The organism is Streptococcus infantis, from assembly GCF_019929665.1.
GTDB lineage: Bacteria > Bacillota > Bacilli > Lactobacillales > Streptococcaceae > Streptococcus > Streptococcus infantis_H.
In genome coordinates this window covers 225,582-248,927 of sequence record NZ_JAHZPZ010000002.1, presented here as the reverse complement: position 1 = coordinate 248,927, position 23,346 = coordinate 225,582, and the positions used below count along the sequence as shown (strand labels likewise).

General features: G+C 40.3%; 24 protein-coding genes. 19 read left to right on the top strand and 5 right to left on the bottom strand.

The window, feature by feature from the left end; translation table 11 throughout:
- Positions 1-8 precede the first annotated feature (8 nt).
- From liaF to tig, 4 genes are all read left to right on the top strand, one after another.
- On the top strand, positions 9-707 hold the full coding sequence (gene liaF / locus K1I61_RS04555) for a cell wall-active antibiotics response protein LiaF (protein ID WP_223333574.1): 699 nt from the start codon (positions 9-11) through the stop codon (positions 705-707).
- Positions 704-1,693, top strand: a complete 990-nt coding sequence (locus K1I61_RS04550; protein ID WP_223333572.1) for an envelope stress sensor histidine kinase LiaS — start codon at positions 704-706, stop codon at positions 1,691-1,693. The genes liaF and K1I61_RS04550 overlap by 4 nt, the downstream gene beginning before the upstream one ends.
- An 18-nt stretch (positions 1,694-1,711) precedes the next feature.
- Complete coding sequence (locus K1I61_RS04545; protein ID WP_006152074.1) at positions 1,712-2,344, top strand: response regulator transcription factor; 633 nt, start codon at positions 1,712-1,714, stop codon at positions 2,342-2,344.
- Positions 2,345-2,456: 112 nt separating this feature from the next.
- Positions 2,457-3,740 carry a trigger factor gene (gene tig, locus K1I61_RS04540; protein WP_223333570.1) on the top strand — a complete coding sequence of 428 codons (1,284 nt, stop codon included), beginning with the start codon at positions 2,457-2,459 and terminating at the stop codon, positions 3,738-3,740.
- Positions 3,741-3,785: 45 nt separating this feature from the next.
- Here tig and recD2 read toward each other — a convergent pair whose 3' ends face one another.
- The 3 genes from recD2 to rnhC all read right to left on the bottom strand — a co-directional run bounded on the left by recD2 (position 3,786) and on the right by rnhC (position 7,742).
- Positions 3,786-6,152: an SF1B family DNA helicase RecD2 gene (gene recD2 / locus K1I61_RS04535; RefSeq protein ID WP_223333568.1), complete on the bottom strand. Its 2,367-nt coding sequence runs from the start codon at positions 6,150-6,152 to the stop codon at positions 3,786-3,788.
- An 89-nt stretch (positions 6,153-6,241) separates the two neighbouring features.
- Positions 6,242-6,856, bottom strand: a complete 615-nt coding sequence (gene lepB / locus K1I61_RS04530; RefSeq protein ID WP_223333567.1) for a signal peptidase I — start codon at positions 6,854-6,856, stop codon at positions 6,242-6,244.
- Between the two features lie 4 nt (positions 6,857-6,860).
- Complete coding sequence (rnhC, locus tag K1I61_RS04525) at positions 6,861-7,742, bottom strand: ribonuclease HIII (protein ID WP_223333566.1); 882 nt, start codon at positions 7,740-7,742, stop codon at positions 6,861-6,863.
- A gap of 86 nt (positions 7,743-7,828) precedes the next feature.
- Between rnhC and zapA the strand changes: the two genes are divergently transcribed.
- The 5 genes from zapA to K1I61_RS04500 all read left to right on the top strand — a co-directional run bounded on the left by zapA (position 7,829) and on the right by K1I61_RS04500 (position 12,818).
- Entirely contained in the window at positions 7,829-8,131 is a 303-nt protein-coding gene (gene zapA / locus K1I61_RS04520) for a cell division protein ZapA (protein WP_004252047.1), read from the top strand.
- Positions 8,128-8,676 carry a CvpA family protein gene (locus K1I61_RS04515; RefSeq protein WP_223333565.1) on the top strand — a complete coding sequence of 183 codons (549 nt, stop codon included), beginning with the start codon at positions 8,128-8,130 and terminating at the stop codon, positions 8,674-8,676. The genes zapA and K1I61_RS04515 overlap by 4 nt, the downstream gene beginning before the upstream one ends.
- Before the next feature lie 109 nt (positions 8,677-8,785).
- Positions 8,786-11,122: an endonuclease MutS2 gene (locus K1I61_RS04510; RefSeq protein WP_223333563.1), complete on the top strand. Its 2,337-nt coding sequence runs from the start codon at positions 8,786-8,788 to the stop codon at positions 11,120-11,122.
- A gap of 197 nt (positions 11,123-11,319) precedes the next feature.
- Positions 11,320-12,216 (top strand): TDT family transporter, encoded by an 897-nt coding sequence (locus tag K1I61_RS04505; RefSeq protein ID WP_223333561.1) that lies wholly within the window; start codon positions 11,320-11,322, stop codon positions 12,214-12,216.
- Between the two features lie 299 nt (positions 12,217-12,515).
- Positions 12,516-12,818, top strand: a complete 303-nt coding sequence (locus K1I61_RS04500) for a hypothetical protein (RefSeq protein ID WP_223333559.1) — start codon at positions 12,516-12,518, stop codon at positions 12,816-12,818.
- A gap of 223 nt (positions 12,819-13,041) precedes the next feature.
- Here the strand turns inward: K1I61_RS04500 and K1I61_RS04495 are convergent, their stop codons facing one another.
- The gene (locus K1I61_RS04495; protein WP_223333557.1) at positions 13,042-13,851 is read right to left on the bottom strand and encodes an amino acid ABC transporter substrate-binding protein; all 810 of its coding nucleotides are present in this window, start codon (positions 13,849-13,851) and stop codon (positions 13,042-13,044) included.
- A 231-nt stretch (positions 13,852-14,082) separates the two neighbouring features.
- On the opposite strand from K1I61_RS04495, the gene K1I61_RS04490 reads away from it, so the two are divergent.
- The 5 genes from K1I61_RS04490 (at position 14,083) to brnQ (ending at position 18,511) form a co-directional block, all read left to right on the top strand.
- The gene (locus tag K1I61_RS04490; RefSeq protein ID WP_223333555.1) at positions 14,083-14,688 is read left to right on the top strand and encodes a nitroreductase family protein; all 606 of its coding nucleotides are present in this window, start codon (positions 14,083-14,085) and stop codon (positions 14,686-14,688) included.
- 9 nt (positions 14,689-14,697) lie between these two features.
- Positions 14,698-16,098: a dipeptidase PepV gene (gene pepV / locus K1I61_RS04485; protein WP_223333553.1), complete on the top strand. Its 1,401-nt coding sequence runs from the start codon at positions 14,698-14,700 to the stop codon at positions 16,096-16,098.
- A 53-nt stretch (positions 16,099-16,151) separates the two neighbouring features.
- Positions 16,152-16,742 carry a uracil-DNA glycosylase family protein gene (locus K1I61_RS04480; RefSeq protein WP_223333551.1) on the top strand — a complete coding sequence of 197 codons (591 nt, stop codon included), beginning with the start codon at positions 16,152-16,154 and terminating at the stop codon, positions 16,740-16,742.
- Positions 16,739-17,020 (top strand): rhodanese-like domain-containing protein, encoded by a 282-nt coding sequence (locus K1I61_RS04475; protein ID WP_006152169.1) that lies wholly within the window; start codon positions 16,739-16,741, stop codon positions 17,018-17,020. Before K1I61_RS04480 ends, K1I61_RS04475 begins: the two co-directional genes overlap by 4 nt.
- Before the next feature lie 165 nt (positions 17,021-17,185).
- Complete coding sequence (gene brnQ, locus K1I61_RS04470) at positions 17,186-18,511, top strand: branched-chain amino acid transport system II carrier protein (RefSeq protein WP_223333549.1); 1,326 nt, start codon at positions 17,186-17,188, stop codon at positions 18,509-18,511.
- Between the two features lie 39 nt (positions 18,512-18,550).
- On the opposite strand, the gene K1I61_RS04465 is transcribed toward brnQ, so the two are convergent.
- A complete protein-coding gene (locus K1I61_RS04465) occupies positions 18,551-19,087 on the bottom strand; it encodes a DUF1307 domain-containing protein (protein WP_223333547.1) in 537 nt (178 codons plus the stop codon).
- 131 nt (positions 19,088-19,218) lie between these two features.
- Here K1I61_RS04465 and K1I61_RS04460 point away from each other — a divergent pair, with 131 nt between their 5' ends.
- The 5 genes from K1I61_RS04460 to K1I61_RS04440 all read left to right on the top strand — a co-directional run bounded on the left by K1I61_RS04460 (position 19,219) and on the right by K1I61_RS04440 (position 23,282).
- On the top strand, positions 19,219-20,256 hold the full coding sequence (locus K1I61_RS04460) for a M42 family metallopeptidase (protein ID WP_223333545.1): 1,038 nt from the start codon (positions 19,219-19,221) through the stop codon (positions 20,254-20,256).
- Position 20,257: 1 nt separating this feature from the next.
- The gene (locus K1I61_RS04455; protein ID WP_223333543.1) at positions 20,258-20,728 is read left to right on the top strand and encodes an HIT family protein; all 471 of its coding nucleotides are present in this window, start codon (positions 20,258-20,260) and stop codon (positions 20,726-20,728) included.
- 3 nt (positions 20,729-20,731) lie between these two features.
- On the top strand, positions 20,732-21,448 hold the full coding sequence (gene ldcB / locus K1I61_RS04450) for an LD-carboxypeptidase LdcB/DacB (protein WP_223333541.1): 717 nt from the start codon (positions 20,732-20,734) through the stop codon (positions 21,446-21,448).
- 278 nt (positions 21,449-21,726) lie between these two features.
- A complete protein-coding gene (gene pheS, locus K1I61_RS04445; RefSeq protein ID WP_223333539.1) occupies positions 21,727-22,773 on the top strand; it encodes a phenylalanine--tRNA ligase subunit alpha in 1,047 nt (348 codons plus the stop codon).
- Entirely contained in the window at positions 22,773-23,282 is a 510-nt protein-coding gene (locus tag K1I61_RS04440; RefSeq protein ID WP_223333537.1) for a GNAT family N-acetyltransferase, read from the top strand. Before pheS ends, K1I61_RS04440 begins: the two co-directional genes overlap by 1 nt.
- Positions 23,283-23,346: the final 64 nt, after the last annotated feature.

Genomic DNA, 23,346 nt, shown 5'->3' with positions numbered 1-23,346 from the left:
ACGGATACATGCGAAAATTTCAAATTTTTCTATTTATTGAAGCTTGTTTATTAACAGGAGCTCTGATTATGATGGTATCAGAGCATTTTTCCCGTTTTCTACTGATATTGCTCTTGTTTTTACTGCTGATTCGATATTATACTGGTAGACAGGGGAATAACTTCATTTTAGTAGCGGTGAGCATCCTATTTTTCTTTATCATCATGCTCAATCCCTTTGTCATTTTAGCCATCTTTGTGGCCTTGATTTATAGTCTCTTCCTGCTTTACCCTATGATGAACCAGGAAAGAGAAGATACCAATCTGGTTTTTGAGGAAGTAGTGACGGTAAAGAGGGAGAAAAATCGCTGGTTTGGAAATCTCCACCATTTTTCAAGTTATCAGACTTGTCGTTTTGATGATATCAATCTCTTTCGCCTTATGGGGAAGGATACCATTCATCTAGAGCACGTGATTTTGAGCAATCATGATAATGTCATCATCTTGAGAAAACTGGTTGGTACGACTAGAATTATCGTACCAGTGGATGTTGAAGTCAGCCTAAGTGTCAATTCTCTGTACGGAGATTTAACCTTTTTTGACCAGCCTAAACGTGCTTTGCGTAATGAGCAATTTCATCAAGAAACCAGAGATTATCTCAAGAGTCCAAAGAGCGTTAAGATTCTTTTGACAACTATGGTTGGAGATGTTGAGGTGGTGAGAGGATGAAAAAGCAACCCTATATTTTAATTGGTCTCACCTCATTTCTCTTTGTTGCTTTTCTATTTCGAAGCATTTTTAAGATCTTAGATTTGGAATGGACTTCTCTTTTCCAAGATTTTGAAAAGACAGAAAAAGTCCTATTTCTAGCTTTGATGTTTAGTCTTGCTCTAGCCTTTTTATTGGTCTTGTTTTGGACAATGGTTGATGAAATTTCAAGAAGAAGAATCCAAGCAAATCTTAAACGTCTGCTAGCTGGTAAAGATATTAAAAGCCTTGGAGATGCTGATTTAGACGCAAGTTTTAGAAACCTATCAGGCAAGATTGGTTTATTGACAGAAGCCATTCAAAAAGCGGACAATCAAGCCTTGATCAAGGAAGAAGTGATTATTGAAAAGGAGCGCAAGCGAATCGCGCGTGACTTGCATGATACGGTTAGCCAAGAAATTTTTGCTGCCCATATGATTTTATCAGGACTCAGTCAACAAGCTTCCAGATTAGACAAAGAGAAGATGCAGACACAACTCCAGAGTGTAACAGCTATTTTGGAGACAGCCCAAAGAGATTTGCGTATTCTACTCTTGCATTTGCGTCCTATTGAACTGGAACAAAAGAGTCTGGTTGAGGGAATTCAGTTGCTTCTCAAAGAATTGGAAGAAAAAAGTGAACTCAAAGTCAGTTTTAAATATCAGGTAGACGAATTGCCTAAAAAGATTGAGGAACATGTCTTTCGTATCGTCCAAGAATTGATTAGTAATACTCTCCGTCATGCCCAAGCTTCTTGTCTAGATGTTTATCTTTATCAAACGGAAACAGGCTTGCAGTTAAAGGTAGTAGACAACGGCCGCGGTTTTCAGCTAGATGATGTTGATGAACTGAGCTATGGACTGCGCAATATCAAAGAACGAGTGGAAGATATGGCAGGGAGCATACAACTATTAACAGCACCCAAGCAGGGTTTGGCAGTGGATATTCGGATCCCCTTGCTTGATTGACTAACAAAAGGAAATAAAATGAAATTATTATTAGTAGATGACCACCAAATGGTGCGTCTTGGATTAAAAAGTTATTTTGAACTACAAGATGATGTAGAGGTTGTTGGAGAAGCAACTAATGGAGCCGAAGGGATTTCCATGGCCTTGGAGCTTCGTCCAGATGTGATTGTCATGGATATTGTCATGCCTGAAGTCAACGGAATTGATGCAACTCTAGCTATTCTCAAAGAATGGCCGGAGGCTAAAATCTTGATTGTAACATCTTACCTGGATAATGAAAAAATTATGCCGGTCTTGAATGCTGGAGCTAAGGGTTATATGCTCAAAACTTCGAGCGCAGATGAGTTGCTACACGCAGTTCGTAAGGTAGCAGCCGGTGAATTTGCAATTGAACAAGAGGTCAGCAAGAAGGTAGAATATAACCGTAATCACGTCGAACTGCACGAAGAATTAACTGCGCGAGAACGCGATGTCCTTCAACTGATTGCCAAGGGCTATGAAAATCAGCGCATTGCAGATGAGCTCTTTATCTCCCTTAAGACAGTCAAGACCCATGTCTCCAATATCCTAGCCAAACTTGAAGTTAGTGATCGTACCCAGGCAGCTGTTTATGCTTTTCAACACCATCTGGTGGGTTCTGATGAATTTTAGGGGACATAGGATGTAACTGAAGCATGGACGAAAAGCGCATCCATTACTTGAAAAAGTTCGCTACTATGTGGTATAATGGACTGTATTAAAAATTTTAAGGAGAAATGACAGAATGTCTGTATCATTTGAAAACAAAGAAACAAACCGTGGTGTCTTGACTTTCACTATCTCTCAAGACCAAATCAAACCAGAATTGGACCGTGTATTTAACTCAGTAAAGAAAACTCTTAACGTTCCAGGTTTCCGTAAAGGTCACCTTCCACGTCCTATCTTCGACCAAAAATTTGGTGAAGAAGCACTTTACCAAGATGCAATGAACGCTCTTTTACCTGACGCTTATGAAGCAGCTGTTAAAGAAGCTGGTCTTGAAGTCGTTGCACAACCAAAAATTGACGTAACCTCTATGGAAAAAGGTCAAGATTGGGTTATCACTGCTGAAGTTGTTACAAAACCTGAAGTAAAATTGGGTGAATACAAAAACCTTGAAGTATCAGTTGATGTAGATAAAGAAGTAACTGACGCTGATGTAGATGCACGTATCGAACGTGAACGCAACAACTTGGCTGAATTGGTGATCAAAGAAGGTGCTGCTGAAAATGGCGACACTGTTGTTATCGACTTTGTTGGTTCTATCGACGGTGTTGAATTTGACGGCGGAAAAGGTGAAAACTTCTCACTTGGACTTGGTTCAGGTCAATTCATCCCTGGTTTCGAAGACCAATTGGTTGGACATTCAGCTGGTGAAACTGTTGACGTTATCGTAACATTCCCAGAAGACTACCAAGCAGAAGACCTTGCAGGTAAAGAAGCTAAATTCGTAACAACTATCCACGAAGTTAAAGCTAAAGAAGTTCCAGCTCTTGACGATGAACTTGCAAAAGATATCGACGAAGAAGTTGAAACTCTTGACGAATTGAAAGAAAAATACCGCAAAGAATTAGCTGCTGCTAAAGAAGAAGCATACACTGAAGCCGTTGAAGGTGCAGCAATCGATAAAGCAGTTGAAAACGCTGAAATCGTAGAACTTCCAGAAGAAATGATCCACGAAGAAGTTCACCGCTCAGTAAATGAGTTCCTTGGAAACTTGCAACGTCAAGGGATCAACCCTGATATGTACTTCCAAATCACTGGAACAACTCAAGAAGACCTTCACAAACAATACGAAGCCGAAGCTGAGTCACGCACTAAGACTAACCTTGTTATCGAAGCAGTTGCGAAAGCTGAAGGATTTGACGCTTCTGAAGATGAAATTCAAAAAGAAATCGAGCAATTGGCTGCAGATTACAACATGGAAGTTGCCCAAGTACAAAGCTTGCTTTCAGCAGACATGTTGAAACATGATATCACAATCAAGAAAGCTGTTGAATTGATCACAAGCACTGCAACTGTAAAATAATCTGAAAAGATAAAAAACCACCGGATTCGGTGGTTTTTTTGTGCTTTATTTTCCGAAAAACTCATCAAGGTCATCTTGGCTAATCCCAATCATGGCTGGGATACTAATCCAGTTATCTTCAGTTAGGATGTAAGGTTGATGTGGATTAATCTGGTTTTCTGTTTCAAGAATTGGCTCATTTAGTTCCTCAGAGCTTTCAGTTAAGTCGCTGAAACGTTCAATCAGATAGGTTTTTCGAGCTGTTCCGATATGTTTAGTCGCATAATCAAAGGCTTGAAGTTCACCGAGTAGAATGAGTTTGCTTTTAGCCCGAGTAATAGCAGTGTAGATAAGATTACGCTCCAGCATACGCTTGCTAGCACTGGTGATGGGAAGAAACACAACTGGGAATTCACTACCTTGAGATTTATGGATACTCATGGCGTAGGCAAGACGAATCTTGTACCATTCGTTGCGTGGATAGATAACTTCGTTCCCATCAAAATCAATCATCATTTCATCTTGTTTAGATTCAGTGTATTTTCCAGGAATGAGGTCCGTGATGTAGCCTAGGTCTCCGTTAAAAACATTGACTTCTGCATCGTTAACCAAATGAATGACCTTATCTCCGCTACGATACTGAAACTGACTTGCTTCAAAACTAATCTGTCCCTTTTGAAGAGGATTGAGCAGTTCTTGCATGAGTTGATTGATGGCATCGATTCCTGCTGCTCCACGATACATAGGAGCTAGAACTTGGATGTCTCGTGCAGGGATGCCACTTCTGATGGCAGCGTCTAGGATTTTTTCAATGGTCGCTGGGATCTGGTTACTAGCGATTTCAAAGTAGGAACGGTCTGCTTTTTTCTGAGTGAAATCTGCAGGTAAAATTCCCTGACGAATCTGACTCGCAAGAGTGACAATGGTTGATTCTTCGCTCTGACGATAAATTCTTTCCAAGCGTGTTTGCGGAATACTTGGAATCTGGAGTAAGTCAGCCAGAACTTGACCTGGGCTAACCGATGGCAACTGATCACTATCTCCAACGATGAGAATTTTACTAGTAGAGGAGATATTTGAGAAGAGTTGATTGGCTAGCCAAGTATCTACCATAGAGAACTCGTCTACGATGATAAAGTCAGCATCTAGATAATCCTCCAAATGGCTAGTGTCGTCGTCACCAGTCATACCCAAGTGGCGGTGAATGGTTGCACTCGGCAAGCCTGTTAGTTCATTCATGCGACGAGCCGCACGACCAGTTGGAGCAGCAAGGATAATCGGTAGATTACTTTTCTTTCGAAGGTCCAGTCCTTCTAATAGAGCATAGATGGCAATAATCCCATTGATAACAGTGGTTTTTCCAGTACCAGGTCCGCCGGTCAGGATAAAGACCTTGTTTTGGATAGCATCGCAGATTGCCTGTTTTTGAATGGCATCGTATTGGATGCCTAATTCTTCCTCAACAATTGCGATCTGCTCCTGGATGATTTCTGTTTCTTGTTTATCGGTTTCTTCTTTTTCAAGGATACGAATGAGGTGATTGTGAATCCCTTCTTCTGCAAAAAAGAGACTGTTATCAAAGATTTTGGTGTCAACTTGTTGGACTTTTTCTTCTTCGATGAGATTGGACAATTCTTGAGCAAGTTGACTTGGTTCCAGTTCTACAGGACGTGAGGATTCCAGTAGATTTAGAGTCTTTTCTAATAAGTCTCTAGCTTCAACATAAGTATCCCCACTTTCCATACAAGCGTTTAAAAGGCTATGAATGAGTCCTGCTCGGAAACGTTCAGGCGCCTGGCTTTCAATGCCCAATTCTTGTGCCAATTGGTCAGCGATGGTAAAACCCAAACCCTTGATATCTTCTACCAACTGGTAAGGATAGTTCTCAACGATATCGATGGTTTCCTCTTTGTAGGTATCCTGAATTTGAATAGCTAATTTATTAGGGATTCCGTAGTTGGCAAGCTTGGCCAAGACCATTTCTGTACCGTAGTTGAGACGGAGTGTAGATACAAAAGCCTCACGACTTTTAGAAGACAGCCCTGAGATAGTTTCAAGTTTTTCAGGATGTTCCAGGATTTCATCGATAGTATTTTCCCCATAGAGTTCCACAATCTTTTGGGCAGTTTTGAGACCAATCCCTTTGAAATGACTACTAGAGAAATATTTGACCAATCCTTTACTAGTTGGTTTTGCTCTTTCGTAACGGGAAATCTGCAGTTGTTCTCCGTATTTGGAGTGTTGGACAATCTGCCCCCAGAAAGTGTATTCTTCTCCCTCGATGACATCAGCCATGGTCCCTGTAACAATGATTTCGAAATCATCAAAGTCCTCAGCATTGGTATCCTCTATATCTAAAAGGAGAATACGGTAAAAGTTGCTGACATTTTCAAAAATAATACGTTCAATCGTACCTGTAAAATAGACTTCCATATAATTCCTTTACATTCCTGAATGAAATCTATCATTCAGAATAGAATGAGAAGAGGGTGAGATTTATATTTCTCGGCCTCTTAGTGTTCTTAAAATGTTCCGATACGTTTGAGTGGCCAGAAACGGAATTTTGCCTCTCCAATGATATCTTTTGCTTTAAAAGTACCAACATGTCGACTGTCACTAGATACCAGACGGTCATCACCAAGTAGGAGGTATTGTCCCTCTGGAACAGTGAAGGTGAAGCTAGTATTGAAGTTAACATCTAAGGTAAAGGCATCAGCTTTTTCAGCAAGACTTCTGAAGTACTCGCCTTTTTTCCCATCCCAGCTATCTCCGGTATAGGTTGATTGGAGTTTATCCTCTTTAAAGCGTTTGAGATAATCTGCTAGGTAAGGCTCATCGGTTTCTTGATTGTTGATGTAGAGCTTATCATTTTCATAACGGATGGTATCACCTGGCAATCCGATGACTCGCTTCACGATATCTTTATTCCCTTCATCCTCATGAGCGACAACTATATCAAAGCGATCGATAGGGAGATGTTTGACAACGAAGAGAATTTCTCCATCAGCTAGAGTAGGGTCCATAGAGTGTCCTTCTACACGAACATTACTCCAGAGAAAGAGACGGCTGAGACCTATTAATGCAATAATCAGGAAGAAAATTCCCCACTCTTTTAAAAATATTTTAAAATAATTCATACTTTTACCTTTCTAGAAGTTGCTTAGCTTTTTCTGTGTTTTTAAAATGCAGCTTTGCACAGAAGCCGAGCCCTTTCATTCCATATGCTTGAAGGATTTGGCTAGCTACCTTGTCAGAAGCAGCTCCAGCACCACTTGGAAGTTGATAGCCTAGCTCTCGTCCTAGGTTTTCAAGATTTTCTAGGAAGAGATCACGCGCAATGATGGAGCTAACTGCAACAGCCAAGTACTTGCCCTCAGCTTTTTCTTCTAGCGAGACTGGATTAGGAAAATGATTGGCTTCATTTTTTAGATAATTTTCATAATTTTGTGAGCTGGTAAAGGCGTCAATAACAATTTTTTCAGGCTCAACTCCCTTTTGAAGGAGGAGAAAGATTGCTTGATTGTGAAGAGCTACCTTGACAGAAACAGCGTTGTAGCGCTCACCGATGACTTCGTTATACTTACTTGGCGAAAGAAGGAGTGCTTGATGCTGAATCTTCTCCTTAAGAAGGGTAGCAAGCTGACGAATCTTTTGGTCAGTTAGTGTTTTAGAATCTCCAACCCCGAGTTTTCGTAAAAAGTCATGCTGATCAGGAGTTACAAATGACGCAACTACAGCCAGACCACCGAAGTAAGAACCATTTCCAACCTCATCTGTTCCAATCAAGGGGAAATTTTGCCCGCTAACTACTTGTGCTACTTGATAACCAAAAAAGCTAGCATAGCTTTCAGCGGCTTCTCCTTGCAAGAGGACTTTCCCAGATGTATAGACGGAAACACTAGCTTGCGGAAGTTTTAAAAAGTAGCGAATATAGGGATTTTTACTAGGAGTGAGTGCATGTTCATGCTTTTGAACAAAAGCATGAATTTCCTTTTCACTCGGAGTTAATGTGATACTTGCCATAGTCTCTATTGTACCATAAAAGCGCTAGAATTGGTAAAAACTGACAAACTAAGTGAAATTTGGTATAATATCTTGAGGTGAATTTTATGGCAAATTTAAATCGATTCAAGTTTACATTTGGGAAAAAAACATTAACGCTGACAACTGAACATGACAATCTTTTCATGGAGGAGATTGCTAAAGTTGCGACGGAAAAGTATGAAGCAATCAAAGAACAAATGCCTGGAGCTGATGATGAGACAGTAGCTATTCTCTTAGCAGTTAACTGCTTGTCAACACAGCTCAGCCGTGAGATTGAATTTGATGATAAGGAGCAAGAGTTAGAATCGCTCCGTTATAAAGTGGTTGCGGCTAAACAAGAGCAGAGTAAGATTGAGGATTCCCTATGATTTCCATTCTACTCTTATTAATCCTTGCTTGGAGCTTTTATATTGGCTACCGCAGAGGAATTATTTTGCAAGCATATTATCTTGTAGCAACGATTGTCTCTGCTTATTTTGCAAGCAAATATTACCTAGCTTTAGGGCAGAAGTTCAATTTATTAATCCCTTATGCCAATCCCCAGGAAGGACAGGGAACTTTCTTTTTTCCATCCAATCAACTTTTCCAATTAGATAAGGTTTTTTATGCAGGTGTCGGCTTCCTCTTAGCCTTTACGATTTTTTACTGCATTGGCCGTTTGCTTGGTCTTTTTCTAAACCTAGTACCAAGTAAGATACTTGATGGGAAATACTATCGTATCGGTGCGGGTGTGCTATCAATCGGTGTGACCTTGTTTGTCCTCCAGATGATGCTAACGATTCTCGCGACTGTGCCATTACAAATTGTTCAAAATTCACTTGAAAATAGCTTTGTAGCTAGACATATCATCCAAAGCATTCCATTCACAACTAATTTTATTAAACAGCTTTGGGTTACTAAATTAATCGGATAAAAAGGGCGGGAACTATTCCTAGCCTTTTGTTTACAATTTCGAAAAGTAAGAGATTGATTTAAAGAGTTGAAAATAAGAAAAGCCATAACTTTTATACTAAGGAAATAAGATGAATACAAAAATACTAGAAACGTTAGAATTTAACAAGGTCAAGGCTTTATTTGAACCTCATCTTTTGACGGAACAAGGACTAGAACAGTTAAAAGAGCTAGTCCCAACAGATAAAGCTGATAAAATTAGACAGGCCTTTGCAGAAATGAAGGAGATGCAGGAACTCTTTGTTGAGCATCCTCATTTCAGCATTTCGGGGACAAAAGATATTGCGGCTACCTGCAAACGCTTGGAGATGGGTGCTGATCTCAACATCGAGGAATTTCTTCTACTCAAACGTGTCATATTTGCCAGCCGTGAACTGAAAAATTTCTATGACAATCTTGAAAATGTACGCTTGGATCACCTGGCTAACTGGTTTGAGAAACTTCATGATTTCCCACATTTACAGGGAAATCTCCAAGCTATCAACGAAGCTGGATTTATTGAGAATTTTGCTAGTGAAGAACTAACACGAATCCGTCGTAAAATCCATGATAGTGAAAGTCAAGTTCGTGATGTCTTGCAAGAACTTCTCAAACAAAAGGCTCAGATGTTGACTGAAGGCATCATCGCTAGTCGAAATGGTCGTCAGGTTCTTCCTGTCAAAAACACCTATCGTAATAAGATTGCTGGTGTGGTACATGATATTTCTGCCAGTGGTAATACTGTCTATATCGAACCGCGTGAAGTGGTCAAGCTGAGTGAGGAAATTGCTAGTCTTCGTGCAGATGAACGCTATGAGATGATGCGTATCCTGCAAGAACTCTCTGAACGAGTAAGACCTCACGCGGCTGAAATTGCCAATGATGCCTGGATTATTGGGCATTTAGACTTGATTCGGGCTAAGGTCCGCTTTATCCAAGAGACAGGAGCAGTGGTTCCTCAAGTTTCTGAAGGGCAGGAGATTCAACTCCTTCATGTTCGTCATCCCTTGGTGCAAAATGCTGTTGCTAATGATGTGCACTTTGGTAAGGATTTAACAGCCATCGTTATCACTGGTCCCAATACGGGTGGTAAGACCATTATGCTCAAAACCTTAGGTTTGACGCAATTGATGGCCCAGTCAGGTTTGCCGATTTTGGCCGATAAGGGAAGTCGTGTGGGGATTTTCGAGGAGGTCTTTGCGGATATCGGTGATGAACAATCCATCGAACAAAGTCTGTCAACCTTCTCTAGTCACATGACTAATATCGTAGATATTCTTGGCAAGGTCAATCAAAACTCGCTCTTGTTACTAGATGAGCTTGGAGCAGGAACAGACCCCCAAGAAGGTGCAGCCCTTGCCATGTCAATCTTAGAGGACTTGCGTTTACGTCAGGTCAAGACTATGGCAACCACTCACTATCCTGAACTCAAGGCCTATGGGATTGAAACGGCTTATGTTCAGAATGCCAGCATGGAGTTTGATACAGCTAGCTTGCGCCCAACCTATCGCTTTATGCAAGGAGTACCTGGTCGAAGTAATGCCTTTGAGATTGCTAAACGTCTCGGCTTGTCAGATGTCATCGTAGGTGACGCTAGCAAGCAGATTAACCAAGACAATGATGTCAATCGTATTATTGAGCAATTGGAAGAGCAGACGCTTGAAAGCCGTAAACGTCTTGAGAATATTCGCCAGGTCGAGCAAGAAAACCTCAAGATGAACCGTGCCCTTAAAAAACTATACAACGAGCTCAATCGTGAGAAGGAAACAGAACTCAATAAGGCGCGTGAGCAAGCTGCTGAAATAGTTGATTTAGCACTAGCTGAGAGTGATGATATTCTAAAAAATCTCCACAGCAAATCTCAACTAAAACCACATGAAATTATCGAAGCCAAGGCTCAGCTCAAAAAATTAGCACCTGAAAAAGTTGATCTTTCTAAAAATAAGGTCCTCCAAAAGGCTAAGAAAAAACGAGCTCCAAAAGTTGGGGATGATATCATCGTTTTAAGTTATGGTCAACGAGGTACCTTGACCAACCAACTCAAGGATGGCCGTTGGGAAGCTCAAGTTGGCTTAATTAAGATGACGCTTGAAGAAAAAGAGTTTGACTTGGTTCAGGCTCAGCAAGAAGCACCAGTCAAGAAAAAACAAGTCAACGTTGTCAAACGGGCAGGTGGTAAAGGTCCACAGGCTCGACTTGACCTTCGTGGCAAACGTTACGAGGAAGCTATGGAAGCCTTGGATGCCTTTATCGACCAAGCCCTACTCAACAACATGGCTCAAGTGGACATCATCCATGGTATCGGTACAGGAGTCATCCGTGAAGGAGTAACCAAATACCTTCAAAGAAACAAGCAGGTCAAGAGCTTTGGTTATGCGCCGCAAAATGCAGGTGGAAGTGGTGCAACAATCGTTACCTTTAAAGGCTAACCAAGCTATAGAATGAAATGTGAAAAGAGTACCTATCAAGTGATAGGTACTCTTTTGCTAAATTTATTTTAATTATTATTGTTAGTGAGTATTTTAAAAGGGGACAATCGTTTTATAGCCAAAAAAATTGATGAAGGCTTGTCTAACTGAGCTTTATTTATGCTATACTGATAGTAACGTCATTTTCGGAGGTTGGTATGAAAAAACTCCCCTTAGCCTTTTCAGGTTGCTTATTGGGATTGGCTGGAGCAGGAAATCTCATCTTGGATATTTTACCGCTTTTATCACACATCTTTAGTTTGTCAGGCTTGATTTTGTGGTTTTATTTTTTGGTGAGCCACCTCAATAACTGGCATGAAAGTAAGCAAGAATTAAAGAAAGCCCCTGTTTTGTCAGGAATGGCAACCTTTCCCATGGCAGGGATGATTTTATCGACTTATTTGCTGCGAACGTTACCTATGAGCTTGAGCATTGTTGCACAGATTCTCTGGTGGTTTGCTTTTCTATTGGATGTAGGCTTGATTATCTACTTCACTATCAATTACGTGCAAGCTAAACCAAGGACGAGCGCAACACCAACTTGGACGGTTCTTTATGTAGGAATAGCAGTAGCAAGTTTGACCTACCCCGTGGTGGGCATTGTTGGGATTGCCTATGGAGCTTGGATTTTTGGTTTTATCTTAACCCTTATCCTTTACCCTCTAATTTATCAAGATTTAAGGAAAAATCCGTTGCCGATCGCTTTGCTGGGGCAAGAAGGAATCTATTGTGCTCCATTTTCTCTTCTTTTGGCAGCATTAGTGAGAGTAGGAGGATACAGTCTTCCTAGTTGGATTTTACTAGTTATGATCCTTGCATCACAGAGCTTCTTTTTCTTTGTCCTTAGTCGCTTGCCAAGGATTTTAAAACAAGGTTTCCAACCAGCCTTCTCAGCCCTAACCTTTCCAACCATCATCACAGCAACTTCATTGAAAATGTCCCAAGGCATTCTGCATTTTCCAGTCCTCAACCTCCTCGTTTGGTTAGAGATTATCATTTGTTTAACAATCCTCATCTACGTATTAGTAGAGTATATACGATATTTAAGGAACTAAAAGAACCCCTAGCACGGAGAAGTGTTAGGGGTATTTTAGATTAGTACTTAAACACAAGTTAAATAATTTAAGAAATTGTTTTTAATGACAATTATGAAAACGCTACAATATTATTTGTTTATTTATCAAATTAGGAGTACAATAAATTAGGATAATAAAATAAAAAAAGCACCGAATAAGTGTCGCGCGTTACTGATTATGGATAACCATATTTAACTTAAAAGAAAATCTTTTGACTGTGTTGTTTCGGATGTTTCCAAAATTTATTTTTTGTATGATTATATTAGAATATTTTAAAAATGAAAGGGATTTCTATGGATAGTGATGTGTTTTTTGATTATTTTTTAAAATCACTTAGGTTTCATTTTCGTGATAGGTGTAAGGATATTGGATTTATAGAGTTTTTTAAAGATGAAAATAATTGTTTTATTACTATAGAGGATTATGTTTTGGAATCATTTGTAATATTGTCAAATATTTTGAGTGAGAAGAGGATTGTGTTTTCTTGTGGAATTATTTATAGTAAGGGGGTAGTTACTGGAGTAGAAGTATGTATGAATGTATTAGAGTTAGAAAGATTAAATAATTTGTACAAGATATAGTTTTGAAGAATGCAAAAAAAGATAAGGAAAGCTGTCTAAATGAGATGTGTAGGTTGATAGTATCAATGTTTCATAGTTTTAGAGCTTTGTTGTTTCGAATGGTCCCAAAAATGAATAATACAACTAAGCACCGATTCGGTTGCTAGAAAGTCATCCGCAAGGATGGCTTTTTTTGTATGCAAAAAGCCCTCTATACGAGAGCTTGTTTTTATTGGATGCTTTTTTATTTCAGTTCGCTTTGATCTGGTAGGTAAGAACCACCGAGATAGGTTTTGCTGAGTTTTTCAAGGGTTCCATCTTGGTAGAGTTCTTTGAGAACCTTGTCAAATTGTTCTTTAAATTCTTTTTGGTCGCTTGAGAAGATGATGTAGTTGTTTGGATTGTCATTGTTTTCCAAGTCGACTACGTTCAAGTCTAAGCCACGGTCTTGGATAATTTTTTGAACAGAGATTTTATCAAAGATTAGGAAATCAAATTCACCGTTGGCGAGGTCAGTCAGACGCTTAGCCACATCTTCGCCAGAATATTGGATGGTAGCAGGATTGTCGGAGTGGCTTTGATTCCAGTCTGTAACAACCTTGGCAGTAGAAGTTCCAGTGTCATCCTGAGTAGTTTTACCAGCGATGTCTTGAAGAGAGGTAAGAGCCTTGTCTTTTCTGCTCACGAGAACCAAAGGATTTTTTGCGATTGGGAGTGAGTAGAGGTATTTGTCGGCTCTCTCTTTGGTGTAGCTCAAGTTGTTGGCAGCAGCTTGGTAACGGCCAGCATCAACTCCAGGGAAGATACTCTCCCAAGCTGTTTTTTGAAATTCAATCTTGTATTGATCTAGTTTTTCATCGACCGCTTTTAAAACTTCAACATCATATCCAGTCAAATTACCATCTTTTTCAAAATCAAAAGGAGGGATGTCTCCAGCAGTTGCTACGACAATGGTTTTAGGGCTAGTAGTAGAAGTTGAAGCACTATCCTGTTTAGATTGCCCACAGGCCACCAACAAGGGACTAATGGCTAATAATAAGAATAATTTTTTCATGTGTGTCTCCTTTACTTAATGGTATCTAGCTTACCAGACAATCAATCAAATAGCCAATATATATTTTTTATGGAAGTGATAGAAAAATATTATAATTTTCAGTTTGAGTTTGTAATCTAAAATTTAAATCAGATAAGAAAAAGATAATTTAGGCCACAAATGAAAAATCTCTGCAAGCTCTTTCAGAATGTGGTAAAATGGAAGCAGTAGAAATAGAAAAGGAAATCAATTATGAAATTTCTTGAGTTAAATAAAAAACGTCATGCGACAAAGCAATTTATTGATAAGCCAGTAGATCCAAAGGATGTTCGTACAGCGATTGAGATTGCTACTTTAGCACCAAGTGCTCACAATATCCAACCTTGGAAATTTGTTGTAGTCCGTGAGAAAAATGCTGAACTAGCAAAATTGGCTTACGGTTCAAACTTTGAGCAAGTAGCATCTGCACCGGTGACCATTGCCTTGTTTACAGATACTGACCTAGCTAAACGAGCTCGCAAGATTGCCCGTGTTGGTGGAGCAAAGAACTTCTCAGAAGAACAACTTCAGTACTTTATGAAAAATCTTCCAGCAGAGTTTGCGCGTTACAATGAACAACAAATCAGTGACTACCTAGCCCTTAATGCAGGGTTGGTTGCGATGAACTTAGTCCTTGCATTGACTGACCAGGGAATCGGATCAAACATTATCCTTGGTTTTGACAAATCAAAAGCCAATGAAGTCTTGGAAATTGAAGAACGCTTCCGTCCAGAACTTTTGATCACAGTAGGATACACAGACGAGAAATTGGAACCAAGCTACCGCTTGCCAGTAGATGAAATTATCGAAAAAAGATAGGAAGTAAAAATGACAGTTATTGATTTTACAGCAGAAGTAGAAAAACGTAAAGAAGCCCTCTTGGCTGACTTGTTCAGCCTTTTGGAAATCAACTCAGAACGCGATGACAGTAAGGCAGATGCGCAGCATCCTTTTGGACCTGGTCCGGTAAAAGCTTTGGAGAAATTCCTTGAAATCGCAGACCGTGATGGTTACCCAACAAAAAATGTCGACAACTATGCAGGACATTTCGAGTTTGGTGAAGGGGAAGAAGTTCTCGGAATCTTTGCCCACATGGACGTAGTGCCAGCAGGTAGCGGATGGGACACTGATCCTTATACTCCAACCATCAAGGATGGTCGTCTCTATGCGCGTGGTGCTTCTGATGATAAGGGACCAACAACAGCATGTTACTATGGTTTGAAAATCATCAAAGAATTGGGACTTCCAACTTCTAAAAAAGTTCGCTTTATCGTCGGAACTGATGAAGAATCAGGTTGGGCAGATATGGACTACTATTTTGAACATGTAGGACTAGCAAAACCAGACTTTGGTTTCTCTCCAGATGCTGAATTCCCTATCATCAATGGTGAAAAAGGAAATATCACTGAATACCTCCACTTTGCTGGTGAAAACAAAGGTGCAGCCCGTCTTCACAGCTTCACAGGTGGTTTGCGTGAAAACATGGTGCCAGAATCAGCAACAGCAGTCGTTTCAGGTGACTTGGCTGATTTGCCAGCGAAACTAGATGCCTTTGTTGCAGAGCACAAGCTTATAGGAGACATTCAAGAAGAGAACGGCAAGTACAAAGTCACAATTATCGGTAAATCTGCCCATGGTGCTATGCCTGCTTCAGGTGTCAATGGTGCGACTTACCTTGCTCTCTTCCTCAGCCAGTTTGTCTTTGAAGGACCTGCAAAAGACTTCCTTGACATTGCTGGTAAGATTCTTTTAAATGACCATGAAGGCAAAAACATGAAAGTGGCTCATGTGGATGAAAAGATGGGTGCCCTTTCTATGAATGCTGGTGTCTTCCGCTTTGATGAAACAAGTGCTGACAATACCATTGCCCTTAACTTCCGTTATCCAAAAGGAACAAGTCCAGAGCAAATCAAGTCAGTTCTTGAAAGCTTGCCAGTTGTATCTGTTAGCTTATCAGAACATGGTCACACACCTCACTATGTACCAATGGAAGATCCACTTGTACAAACCTTGTTGAGCGTGTATGAAAAACAAACAGGTCTTCAAGGGCATGAACAAGTCATCGGTGGAGGAACTTTCGGACGTCTCTTAGAACGTGGTGTAGCCTATGGTGCTATGTTCCCAGACTCTATTGATACCATGCACCAAGCCAACGAATTTATCGCCTTGGACGATCTCTTCCGTGCAGCAGCCATCTACGCTGAAGCTATCTATGAATTGATCAAATAATGCTATAGAAGTCTGAGATTTTATGCTTAGACTTCTTTTTGGAGGGAGAGTAGATGTCTCAAATCGAAAGAATCAAACAAGCCATCATGGCTGATCCACAAAATCAACACTATACTGAGCGAGGAATCGAACCTCTCTTTGCTGCTCCAAAAACTGCTCGTATCAATATCATTGGGCAGGCACCTGGTCTCAAAACCCAAGAAGCAGGACTTTACTGGAAGGATAAAAGTGGCGACCGCTTGCGAGACTGGTTGGGTGTGGATGAGGATACTTTTTATAATTCAGGTTATTTTGCAGTCATGCCTATGGATTTCTATTTTCCAGGGCATGGAAAATCCGGTGACTTACCGCCTAGACCTGGATTTGCAGAAAAGTGGCACCCTAAACTTTTGAAAGAATTACCAGATATTCAATTGACGCTCTTGATTGGGCAGTATGCCCAGTCCTACTATCTGCATGAGAAAGTCAGTGGCAAGGTAACAGACCGTGTGCATCGCTTTAAGGATTATTTGCCAGATTATTACCCTTTGGTGCACCCGTCACCTCGGAACCAAATCTGGATGAAAAAAAATCCTTGGTTTGAAGCAGATGTTTTGCCTGACTTGAAAGAAAGAATTCAAAAAATTCTCGGAGAAGAAAAATGAAAGAAATTACTTTTAATGATTTTTACCAACTATACCAGAAAGAGTCGCTTTCTGTATTAGATGTGAGAGAAGTAGAGGAATTTGAGACTCTTCATTTAGAAGGTGCTCGTAATTTACCTCTCAGCCAATTAGCTGATACTTATAAACAACTAGATAAGGATAATCTTTACTATGTGATTTGTAAATCAGGAATGCGTTCAGCACGCGCTTGTCAATTTTTAGCAGAACAAGGATATGAGGTTATCAATGTCCAAGGTGGCATGGATGCCTTAGAATAAGAAAAAACTCCCTTTAAGACCGAAAATAAGAAAGGTTTTAAAGGGAGTTTATTTACTCTAAAAATCAGAAAATTGAAAACATTTTAAAATTATTTCGAGATAGCCTTTTCAAGCCTTTAATCATGTTATACTAAGAAAGTATTTTATTTTTTATAAGGAGAGTTTATGGCTAAAAAAGGTGCTTTAACGGGATTACTCCTGTTTGGAATATTTTTTGGTGCGGGTAATTTGATTTTCCCCCCTACCCTAGGTGCTCAATCTGGGGAACACTTTCTCCCTGCCATTGCAGGATTTGTACTTTCAGGTGTCGGACTTGCCGTCTTGACCTTGATCATCGGGACCTTAAATCCTAAGGGATATATCTATGAGATTTCTACAAAGATTTCCCCTTGGTTTGCAACGATTTATCTAGCAGTTTTGTACTTGTCGATTGGTCCATTCTTTGCTATTCCACGTACTGCAACAACTTCTTATGCAGTAGGGATTAGTCCCCTCTTGGCAGATGCTGACAAAGGTCTAGGCTTGATTGTCTTTACCCTTATCTACTTTGTTGCAGCATACTTAATCGCGCTTAATCCTTCAAAGATTTTGGATCGTATCGGCCGTGTTTTGACTCCAGTTTTTGCCCTCTTAATTATCATCTTGGTAATCCTTGGAGCCCTCAAATATGGTGGAAATGCTCCACAAGCAGCTACAGCAGCTTATCAAGCTTCAGCATTTGGAGCAGGATTCCTTGAAGGATATAATACTCTAGATGCTCTCGCATCTGTTGCCTTTAGTGTAATCGCGGTTGAAACCTTGAAACAGCTTGGATTTTCGAGTAAAAAAGAGTACATCTCAACCATTTGGGTAGTCGGAATTGTCGTAGCGCTTGGCTTTAGTGCTCTATACATTGGCCTAGGTTTCCTTGGAAATCACTTCCCGATGACAGAAGAAGCGATGAAGGGTGGAACTCCAGGGGTTTATATCTTGTCACAAGCGACCCAAGAAATCTTTGGTTCAACAGCTCAATTATTCCTAGCAGCCATGGTAACAGTAACTTGTTTCACAACGACTGTAGGTTTGATTGTTTCAACTGCTGAATTCTTTAACGGACGTTTCCCACAACTCAGCTATAAGGTTTATGCGACTGTCTTTACCTTGATTGGGTTTGCAATTGCCAACCTCGGTCTTGATGCAATCATCAAATATTCTATCCCTGTCCTAGTTATCTTGTATCCAATTACCATTGTGATTGTTATGATTGTGATTGTGAACAAATTTGTACCACTTTCAAAACCAGGCATGCAATTGACGATGGGTCTTGTTACAGCTATTGCCGTAGCTAGTGTCTTGGGAAGTTCATTTGAAGTGACCTTCCTTGCCAACATTGTGAATGCTCTACCATTTGCTAAGGCTTCATTGCCATGGTTAGTACCAGCGATTATTGGGATTTTACTTTCCCTTGTTCTTCCAAATAAGCAAAAGAGTGAAGCTTTTGAGATGGAATAAAAAAAATCTTGGCTTATGCCAAGGTTTTTTCAATTACTCTTAGTTAGTTTTTTCTGTAAATCCAAGATCTTTTAACATTTTCTTAGAAGCAGTAAGGCTAATATGGTTACCAATGCCTGAGTATTCTTCTGGCCTTGCTTTTCTAAGTTCGTCAAGACTTGCGACTGTATAGTCAACTTCAGCATCTTGAACGACCTTTCCATCTTTGATTTCAATGCTATGAGTAACACCTTTTAGGCCTTGATATCCTTTATAGGTTTCCTCAATGAATGCTTTAAGAGTCTCAGCAGTAGTGTCGAGAGCTTCTGGATCATAAACATTATGACCCGATTGTTTCAATACTTTGTCTCCATCTACAGTGTAGGTTAAAGTAGAATTAAGGCCAGTACGAGTATCATTTACAAAAGTAACAGTTTTTAGTTCGGATTTCTTTTCAGTTGTTTCAACTTCAGTAGTTTTTACCTCAGTTGTTTCTGCTTTTGAGGAGTTAGAAGTTGTTGATGATTGTTTAGAACATCCCAATAAGAATGCCAACGGTAAGGCTAAGAGAAGCGTCATTTTGAAATATCTGTTCATATTTTTTCCTTTCATCATAAGAACTTTTTTCATTATATCATAAAATACTTTCGCAATCAAAGTATATTCGTTTTCCTTTTTACACATACTAAAATGGGAAAAGTGATATAATATTAGGAAGAGGTGAAGAAATGAATCAAACTGTAGAATATATCAAAGAACTAACTGCTATCGCATCACCAACTGGTTTCACACGTGAGATTACGAATTATTTGGTTGAGACTCTTGAAAAACTAGGTTATCAACCAATCCGTACTGCCAAAGGTGGTGTCAATGTTACTGTCAAAGGTAAAAATGACGAGCAACAGCGTTATGTGACCGCTCATGTGGATACCTTGGGAGCTATCGTTCGCGCTGTTAAACCAGATGGTCGTCTTAAAATGGACCGTATCGGTGGCTACCCTTGGAATATGATTGAAGGAGAAAACTGTACAGTTCATGTGGCTAGTACAGGTAAGACTATTTCAGGTACCATTTTGATCCACCAGACTTCTTGTCATGTATACAAAGACGCTGGCACTGCTGAACGCACGCAGGACAATATGGAAGTGCGTTTGGATGAAAAAGTGACCAATGAAAAAGAAACACGCGCACTTGGTATTGAGGTTGGTGACTTTATCAGCTTTGACCCACGAACTGTCGTAACTGAGACAGGCTTTATCAAATCGCGTCATTTGGATGATAAGGTCAGTGCAGCTATCCTTCTAAATCTCCTTAAAACCTATAAGGAAGAAGGAATTGAACTTCCTGTCACTACGCATTTTGCCTTCTCGGTCTTTGAAGAAGTGGGGCATGGTGCTAACTCAAATATCCCAAGTCAAGTTGTTGAATATCTAGCAGTAGATATGGGAGCAATGGGAGATGACCAGCAGACGGATGAGTACACAGTATCTATCTGTGTCAAAGATGCTTCAGGTCCTTACCACTATGAATTCCGTCAACATCTGGTTGCCTTGGCAAAAGAGCAGGATATTCCATTTAAACTCGATATCTATCCATTTTATGGTTCGGATGCTTCTGCAGCTATGTCAGCTGGAGCAGAAGTCAAACACGCCCTTCTCGGAGCTGGTATTGAGTCTAGTCACTCTTACGAGCGTACTCATATCGATTCTGTAGTTGCTACTGAGCGTATGGTGGACGCTTATCTTAAGAGTGAGTTGGTGGACTAAGATGTGCTTGATTTGCCAACGAATTGAATTGATAAAGTCAGGGGATAATCCCTACTTTGTGAAAGAACTGGAAACAGGCTATGTTGTCATCGGAGACCACCAGTATTTTGAAGGCTACACTCTATTCCTAGCCAAGGAACATGTTACAGAATTACATCATCTACATCCAACTGTCAAACTCCGCTTTTTAGAAGAAATGAGTCTGGTTGAGGAAGTTGTCTCTAAGGCCTTTTCTGCTCAAAAGATGAATGTAGAGTTGTTGGGAAACGGTGATGCACATGCCCACTGGCATATTTTTCCGAGACGAGAGGGTGATATGAAGGGACACGGTCTTAATGGTCGTGGTCCAGTTTGGTGGGTTCCTTGGGAAGAAATGGTCGCTGAAGAATATCAGGTTAAGGGAAGCAAATTAGAAGGTTTGGTTGAAACCTTATCTGAAACTTTGGACCAAATGATAGAAATGAAAGGATAAACAATGAAAAAAAGATACCTTGTATTATCAGGATTGCTAGCCTTGACATTGGCAGCTTGTTCGCAAGAAAAACCAGCAAATTCAGAAACAACTGCTGCAATTGAAGAGAAAACAATCCAAGAAGGTACAGTCGGAAGTAAATCTCAGGAAGCCAGTCAGAAAAAGGCAGAAGTAGTCAATAAAGGGGGATACTACAGTATTCAAGGGAAATACGATGAGATTGTCATCGCTAATAAACACTATCCCTTGTCAAAAGACTACAATCCTGGAGAAAATCCAATAGCTAAAGAGGAGCTATTGAAACTGATTGCTGCTATGAAAGAAGCTGGTTTCCCAATTAGTGACCAGTATAGTGGCTTCAGAAGTTATGAAACTCAAACTCAACTTTATCAGGACTATGTCAACCAAGACGGAAAGGCAGAGGCTGACCGCTATTCTGCACGACCTGGATATAGTGAACACCAAACTGGCCTTGCCTTTGACCTAATTGGAACAAATGGAGATTTAGTGACTGAAGAAAAGGCTGCTCAATGGCTATTGGACCATGCTGCAGATTATGGCTTCGTCGTTCGTTATCTCAAAGGTAAGGAAAAAGAAACAGGCTATATGGCTGAGGAATGGCACCTTCGCTACGTCGGAAAAGAAGCCAAGGACATCGCTGCAAGTGGTCTCAGCTTGGAAGAGTATTACGGCTTTGAAGGTGGGGACTATGTTGATTAGTCGCAAAATATCTTGCAAGAATACTTGAAATTTGATAAAATGAATAATAATTAAATAGGAATCTGCAAGACTAGTATCTCAGGGGAAGTATATCAGGGAGGAGAGCCGCGACTGAAAGCTCTCTATATGAAAGCTGGGTGAATTCACTTGCCTATGGATTCAGAAATAAAGGTCTGACTTGTCAGATAAAAACGGATGGTACCGCGTGTCAACGCTCCGAGTGTGGAGTTTTTGGCATGTGGTTTTCTTTTTATCTACGAGAGACTGATGGAGGAATTATGTCAACTATTGAAGAACAATTAAAAGCGCTTCGTGAAGAAACGCTAGCTAGCTTGAAGCAGATTTCTGCTGAAAATAAAAAAGAGCTGCAAGAATTGCGCGTCTCTGTCCTTGGTAAAAAAGGTTCCCTGACTGAAATTCTTAAAGGGATGAAAGACGTTTCTGCAGAAATGCGTCCAATTATCGGAAAACACGTCAATGAAGCGCGTGATATTTTGACAGCTGCATTTGAAGAATCAGCTAAGCTCTTGGAAGAAAAGAAAGTCGCAGCTCAACTAGCAAGTGAGAGTATTGATGTGACTCTCCCAGGTCGTCCAGTTGCGACAGGTCACCGTCACGTCCTTACACAAACCAGTGAAGAAATCGAAGATATCTTCATCGGTATGGGTTACCAAGTCGTGGATGGTTTTGAAGTGGAGCAAGACTACTACAACTTTGAACGTATGAACCTTCCAAAAGATCACCCAGCTCGTGATATGCAGGACACTTTCTACATCACAGAAGAAATCTTGCTCCGTACCCACACGTCTCCAGTTCAGGCGCGTGCTATGGACGCCCATGATTTTTCTAAAGGTCCTTTGAAGATGATCTCACCAGGACGTGTATTCCGTCGTGATACAGACGATGCGACCCACAGTCACCAATTCCATCAAATCGAAGGCTTGGTTGTTGGGAAAAACATCTCTATGGCTGACCTTCAAGGAACGCTTCAGTTGATTGTCCAAAAAATGTTTGGTGAAGAGCGTCAAATCCGTTTGCGTCCATCTTACTTCCCGTTCACTGAGCCTTCTGTTGAGGTGGATGTTTCATGCTTCAAGTGTGGAGGAGCCGGCTGTAACGTATGTAAGAAAACTGGTTGGATCGAGATTATGGGTGCCGGTATGGTTCACCCACGTGTCCTTGAGATGAGTGGTATCGATGCAACTGTTTACTCTGGCTTTGCCTTTGGTCTTGGTCAAGAGCGTGTCGCTATGCTTCGCTACGGAATCAACGATATCCGTGGATTCTACCAAGGAGATGTCCGCTTCTCAGAACAGTTTAAATAATGATTAGAAAAGTGGAAATAGCAGATGTTGAGGTGTTGGCAAAAATTGCCAAACAAACTTTTCGTGAAACATTTGCTCATGATAATACGGAAGAGCAGTTACAGGAATACTTTGAAGAGACTTATAATCTGAGAGTTTTGTCAACTGAGTTGGAAAATCCTGAATCCGAAACCTATTTCATTATGCATGAAGAGGAGATAGCTGGTTTTCTCAAAGTCAACTGGGGAAATGCTCAAACCGAGAGAGAATTAGAGAACGCTTTTGAAATTCAACGCCTCTACGTGCTACAAACATATCAAGGATTTGGACTTGGTAAGCAACTATTTGAATTCGCTCTGGAACACGCCGAAAAAAATGCTTTTTCCTGGGCTTGGCTAGGTGTTTGGGAGCATAATACAAAAGCTCAAGCATTTTATAATCGATATGGTTTTGAAAAATTTAGCCAACATAATTTTATGGTTGGGCAAAAGGTAGATACGGATTGGTTACTGAAAAAGAAATTAAGGTAAGAAGATGATTCTTCTAATGAAATGATAGGAAAGGAAAAAAACTAGAGTGGCAACTGTCATTCTG

Coding starts and splice junctions, on each gene's coding strand:
- liaF (WP_223333574.1), top strand. CDS start 9: ATGCGAAAATTTCAAATTTTTCTATTTATTGAAGCTTGTTTATTAACA.
- K1I61_RS04550 (WP_223333572.1), top strand. CDS start 704: ATGAAAAAGCAACCCTATATTTTAATTGGTCTCACCTCATTTCTCTTT.
- K1I61_RS04545 (WP_006152074.1), top strand. CDS start 1,712: ATGAAATTATTATTAGTAGATGACCACCAAATGGTGCGTCTTGGATTA.
- tig (WP_223333570.1), top strand. CDS start 2,457: ATGTCTGTATCATTTGAAAACAAAGAAACAAACCGTGGTGTCTTGACT.
- recD2 (WP_223333568.1), bottom strand. CDS start 6,152: ATGGAAGTCTATTTTACAGGTACGATTGAACGTATTATTTTTGAAAAT.
- lepB (WP_223333567.1), bottom strand. CDS start 6,856: ATGAATTATTTTAAAATATTTTTAAAAGAGTGGGGAATTTTCTTCCTG.
- rnhC (WP_223333566.1), bottom strand. CDS start 7,742: ATGGCAAGTATCACATTAACTCCGAGTGAAAAGGAAATTCATGCTTTT.
- zapA (WP_004252047.1), top strand. CDS start 7,829: ATGGCAAATTTAAATCGATTCAAGTTTACATTTGGGAAAAAAACATTA.
- K1I61_RS04515 (WP_223333565.1), top strand. CDS start 8,128: ATGATTTCCATTCTACTCTTATTAATCCTTGCTTGGAGCTTTTATATT.
- K1I61_RS04510 (WP_223333563.1), top strand. CDS start 8,786: ATGAATACAAAAATACTAGAAACGTTAGAATTTAACAAGGTCAAGGCT.
- K1I61_RS04505 (WP_223333561.1), top strand. CDS start 11,320: ATGAAAAAACTCCCCTTAGCCTTTTCAGGTTGCTTATTGGGATTGGCT.
- K1I61_RS04500 (WP_223333559.1), top strand. CDS start 12,516: ATGAAAGGGATTTCTATGGATAGTGATGTGTTTTTTGATTATTTTTTA.
- K1I61_RS04495 (WP_223333557.1), bottom strand. CDS start 13,851: ATGAAAAAATTATTCTTATTATTAGCCATTAGTCCCTTGTTGGTGGCC.
- K1I61_RS04490 (WP_223333555.1), top strand. CDS start 14,083: ATGAAATTTCTTGAGTTAAATAAAAAACGTCATGCGACAAAGCAATTT.
- pepV (WP_223333553.1), top strand. CDS start 14,698: ATGACAGTTATTGATTTTACAGCAGAAGTAGAAAAACGTAAAGAAGCC.
- K1I61_RS04480 (WP_223333551.1), top strand. CDS start 16,152: ATGTCTCAAATCGAAAGAATCAAACAAGCCATCATGGCTGATCCACAA.
- K1I61_RS04475 (WP_006152169.1), top strand. CDS start 16,739: ATGAAAGAAATTACTTTTAATGATTTTTACCAACTATACCAGAAAGAG.
- brnQ (WP_223333549.1), top strand. CDS start 17,186: ATGGCTAAAAAAGGTGCTTTAACGGGATTACTCCTGTTTGGAATATTT.
- K1I61_RS04465 (WP_223333547.1), bottom strand. CDS start 19,087: ATGAACAGATATTTCAAAATGACGCTTCTCTTAGCCTTACCGTTGGCA.
- K1I61_RS04460 (WP_223333545.1), top strand. CDS start 19,219: ATGAATCAAACTGTAGAATATATCAAAGAACTAACTGCTATCGCATCA.
- K1I61_RS04455 (WP_223333543.1), top strand. CDS start 20,258: ATGTGCTTGATTTGCCAACGAATTGAATTGATAAAGTCAGGGGATAAT.
- ldcB (WP_223333541.1), top strand. CDS start 20,732: ATGAAAAAAAGATACCTTGTATTATCAGGATTGCTAGCCTTGACATTG.
- pheS (WP_223333539.1), top strand. CDS start 21,727: ATGTCAACTATTGAAGAACAATTAAAAGCGCTTCGTGAAGAAACGCTA.
- K1I61_RS04440 (WP_223333537.1), top strand. CDS start 22,773: ATGATTAGAAAAGTGGAAATAGCAGATGTTGAGGTGTTGGCAAAAATT.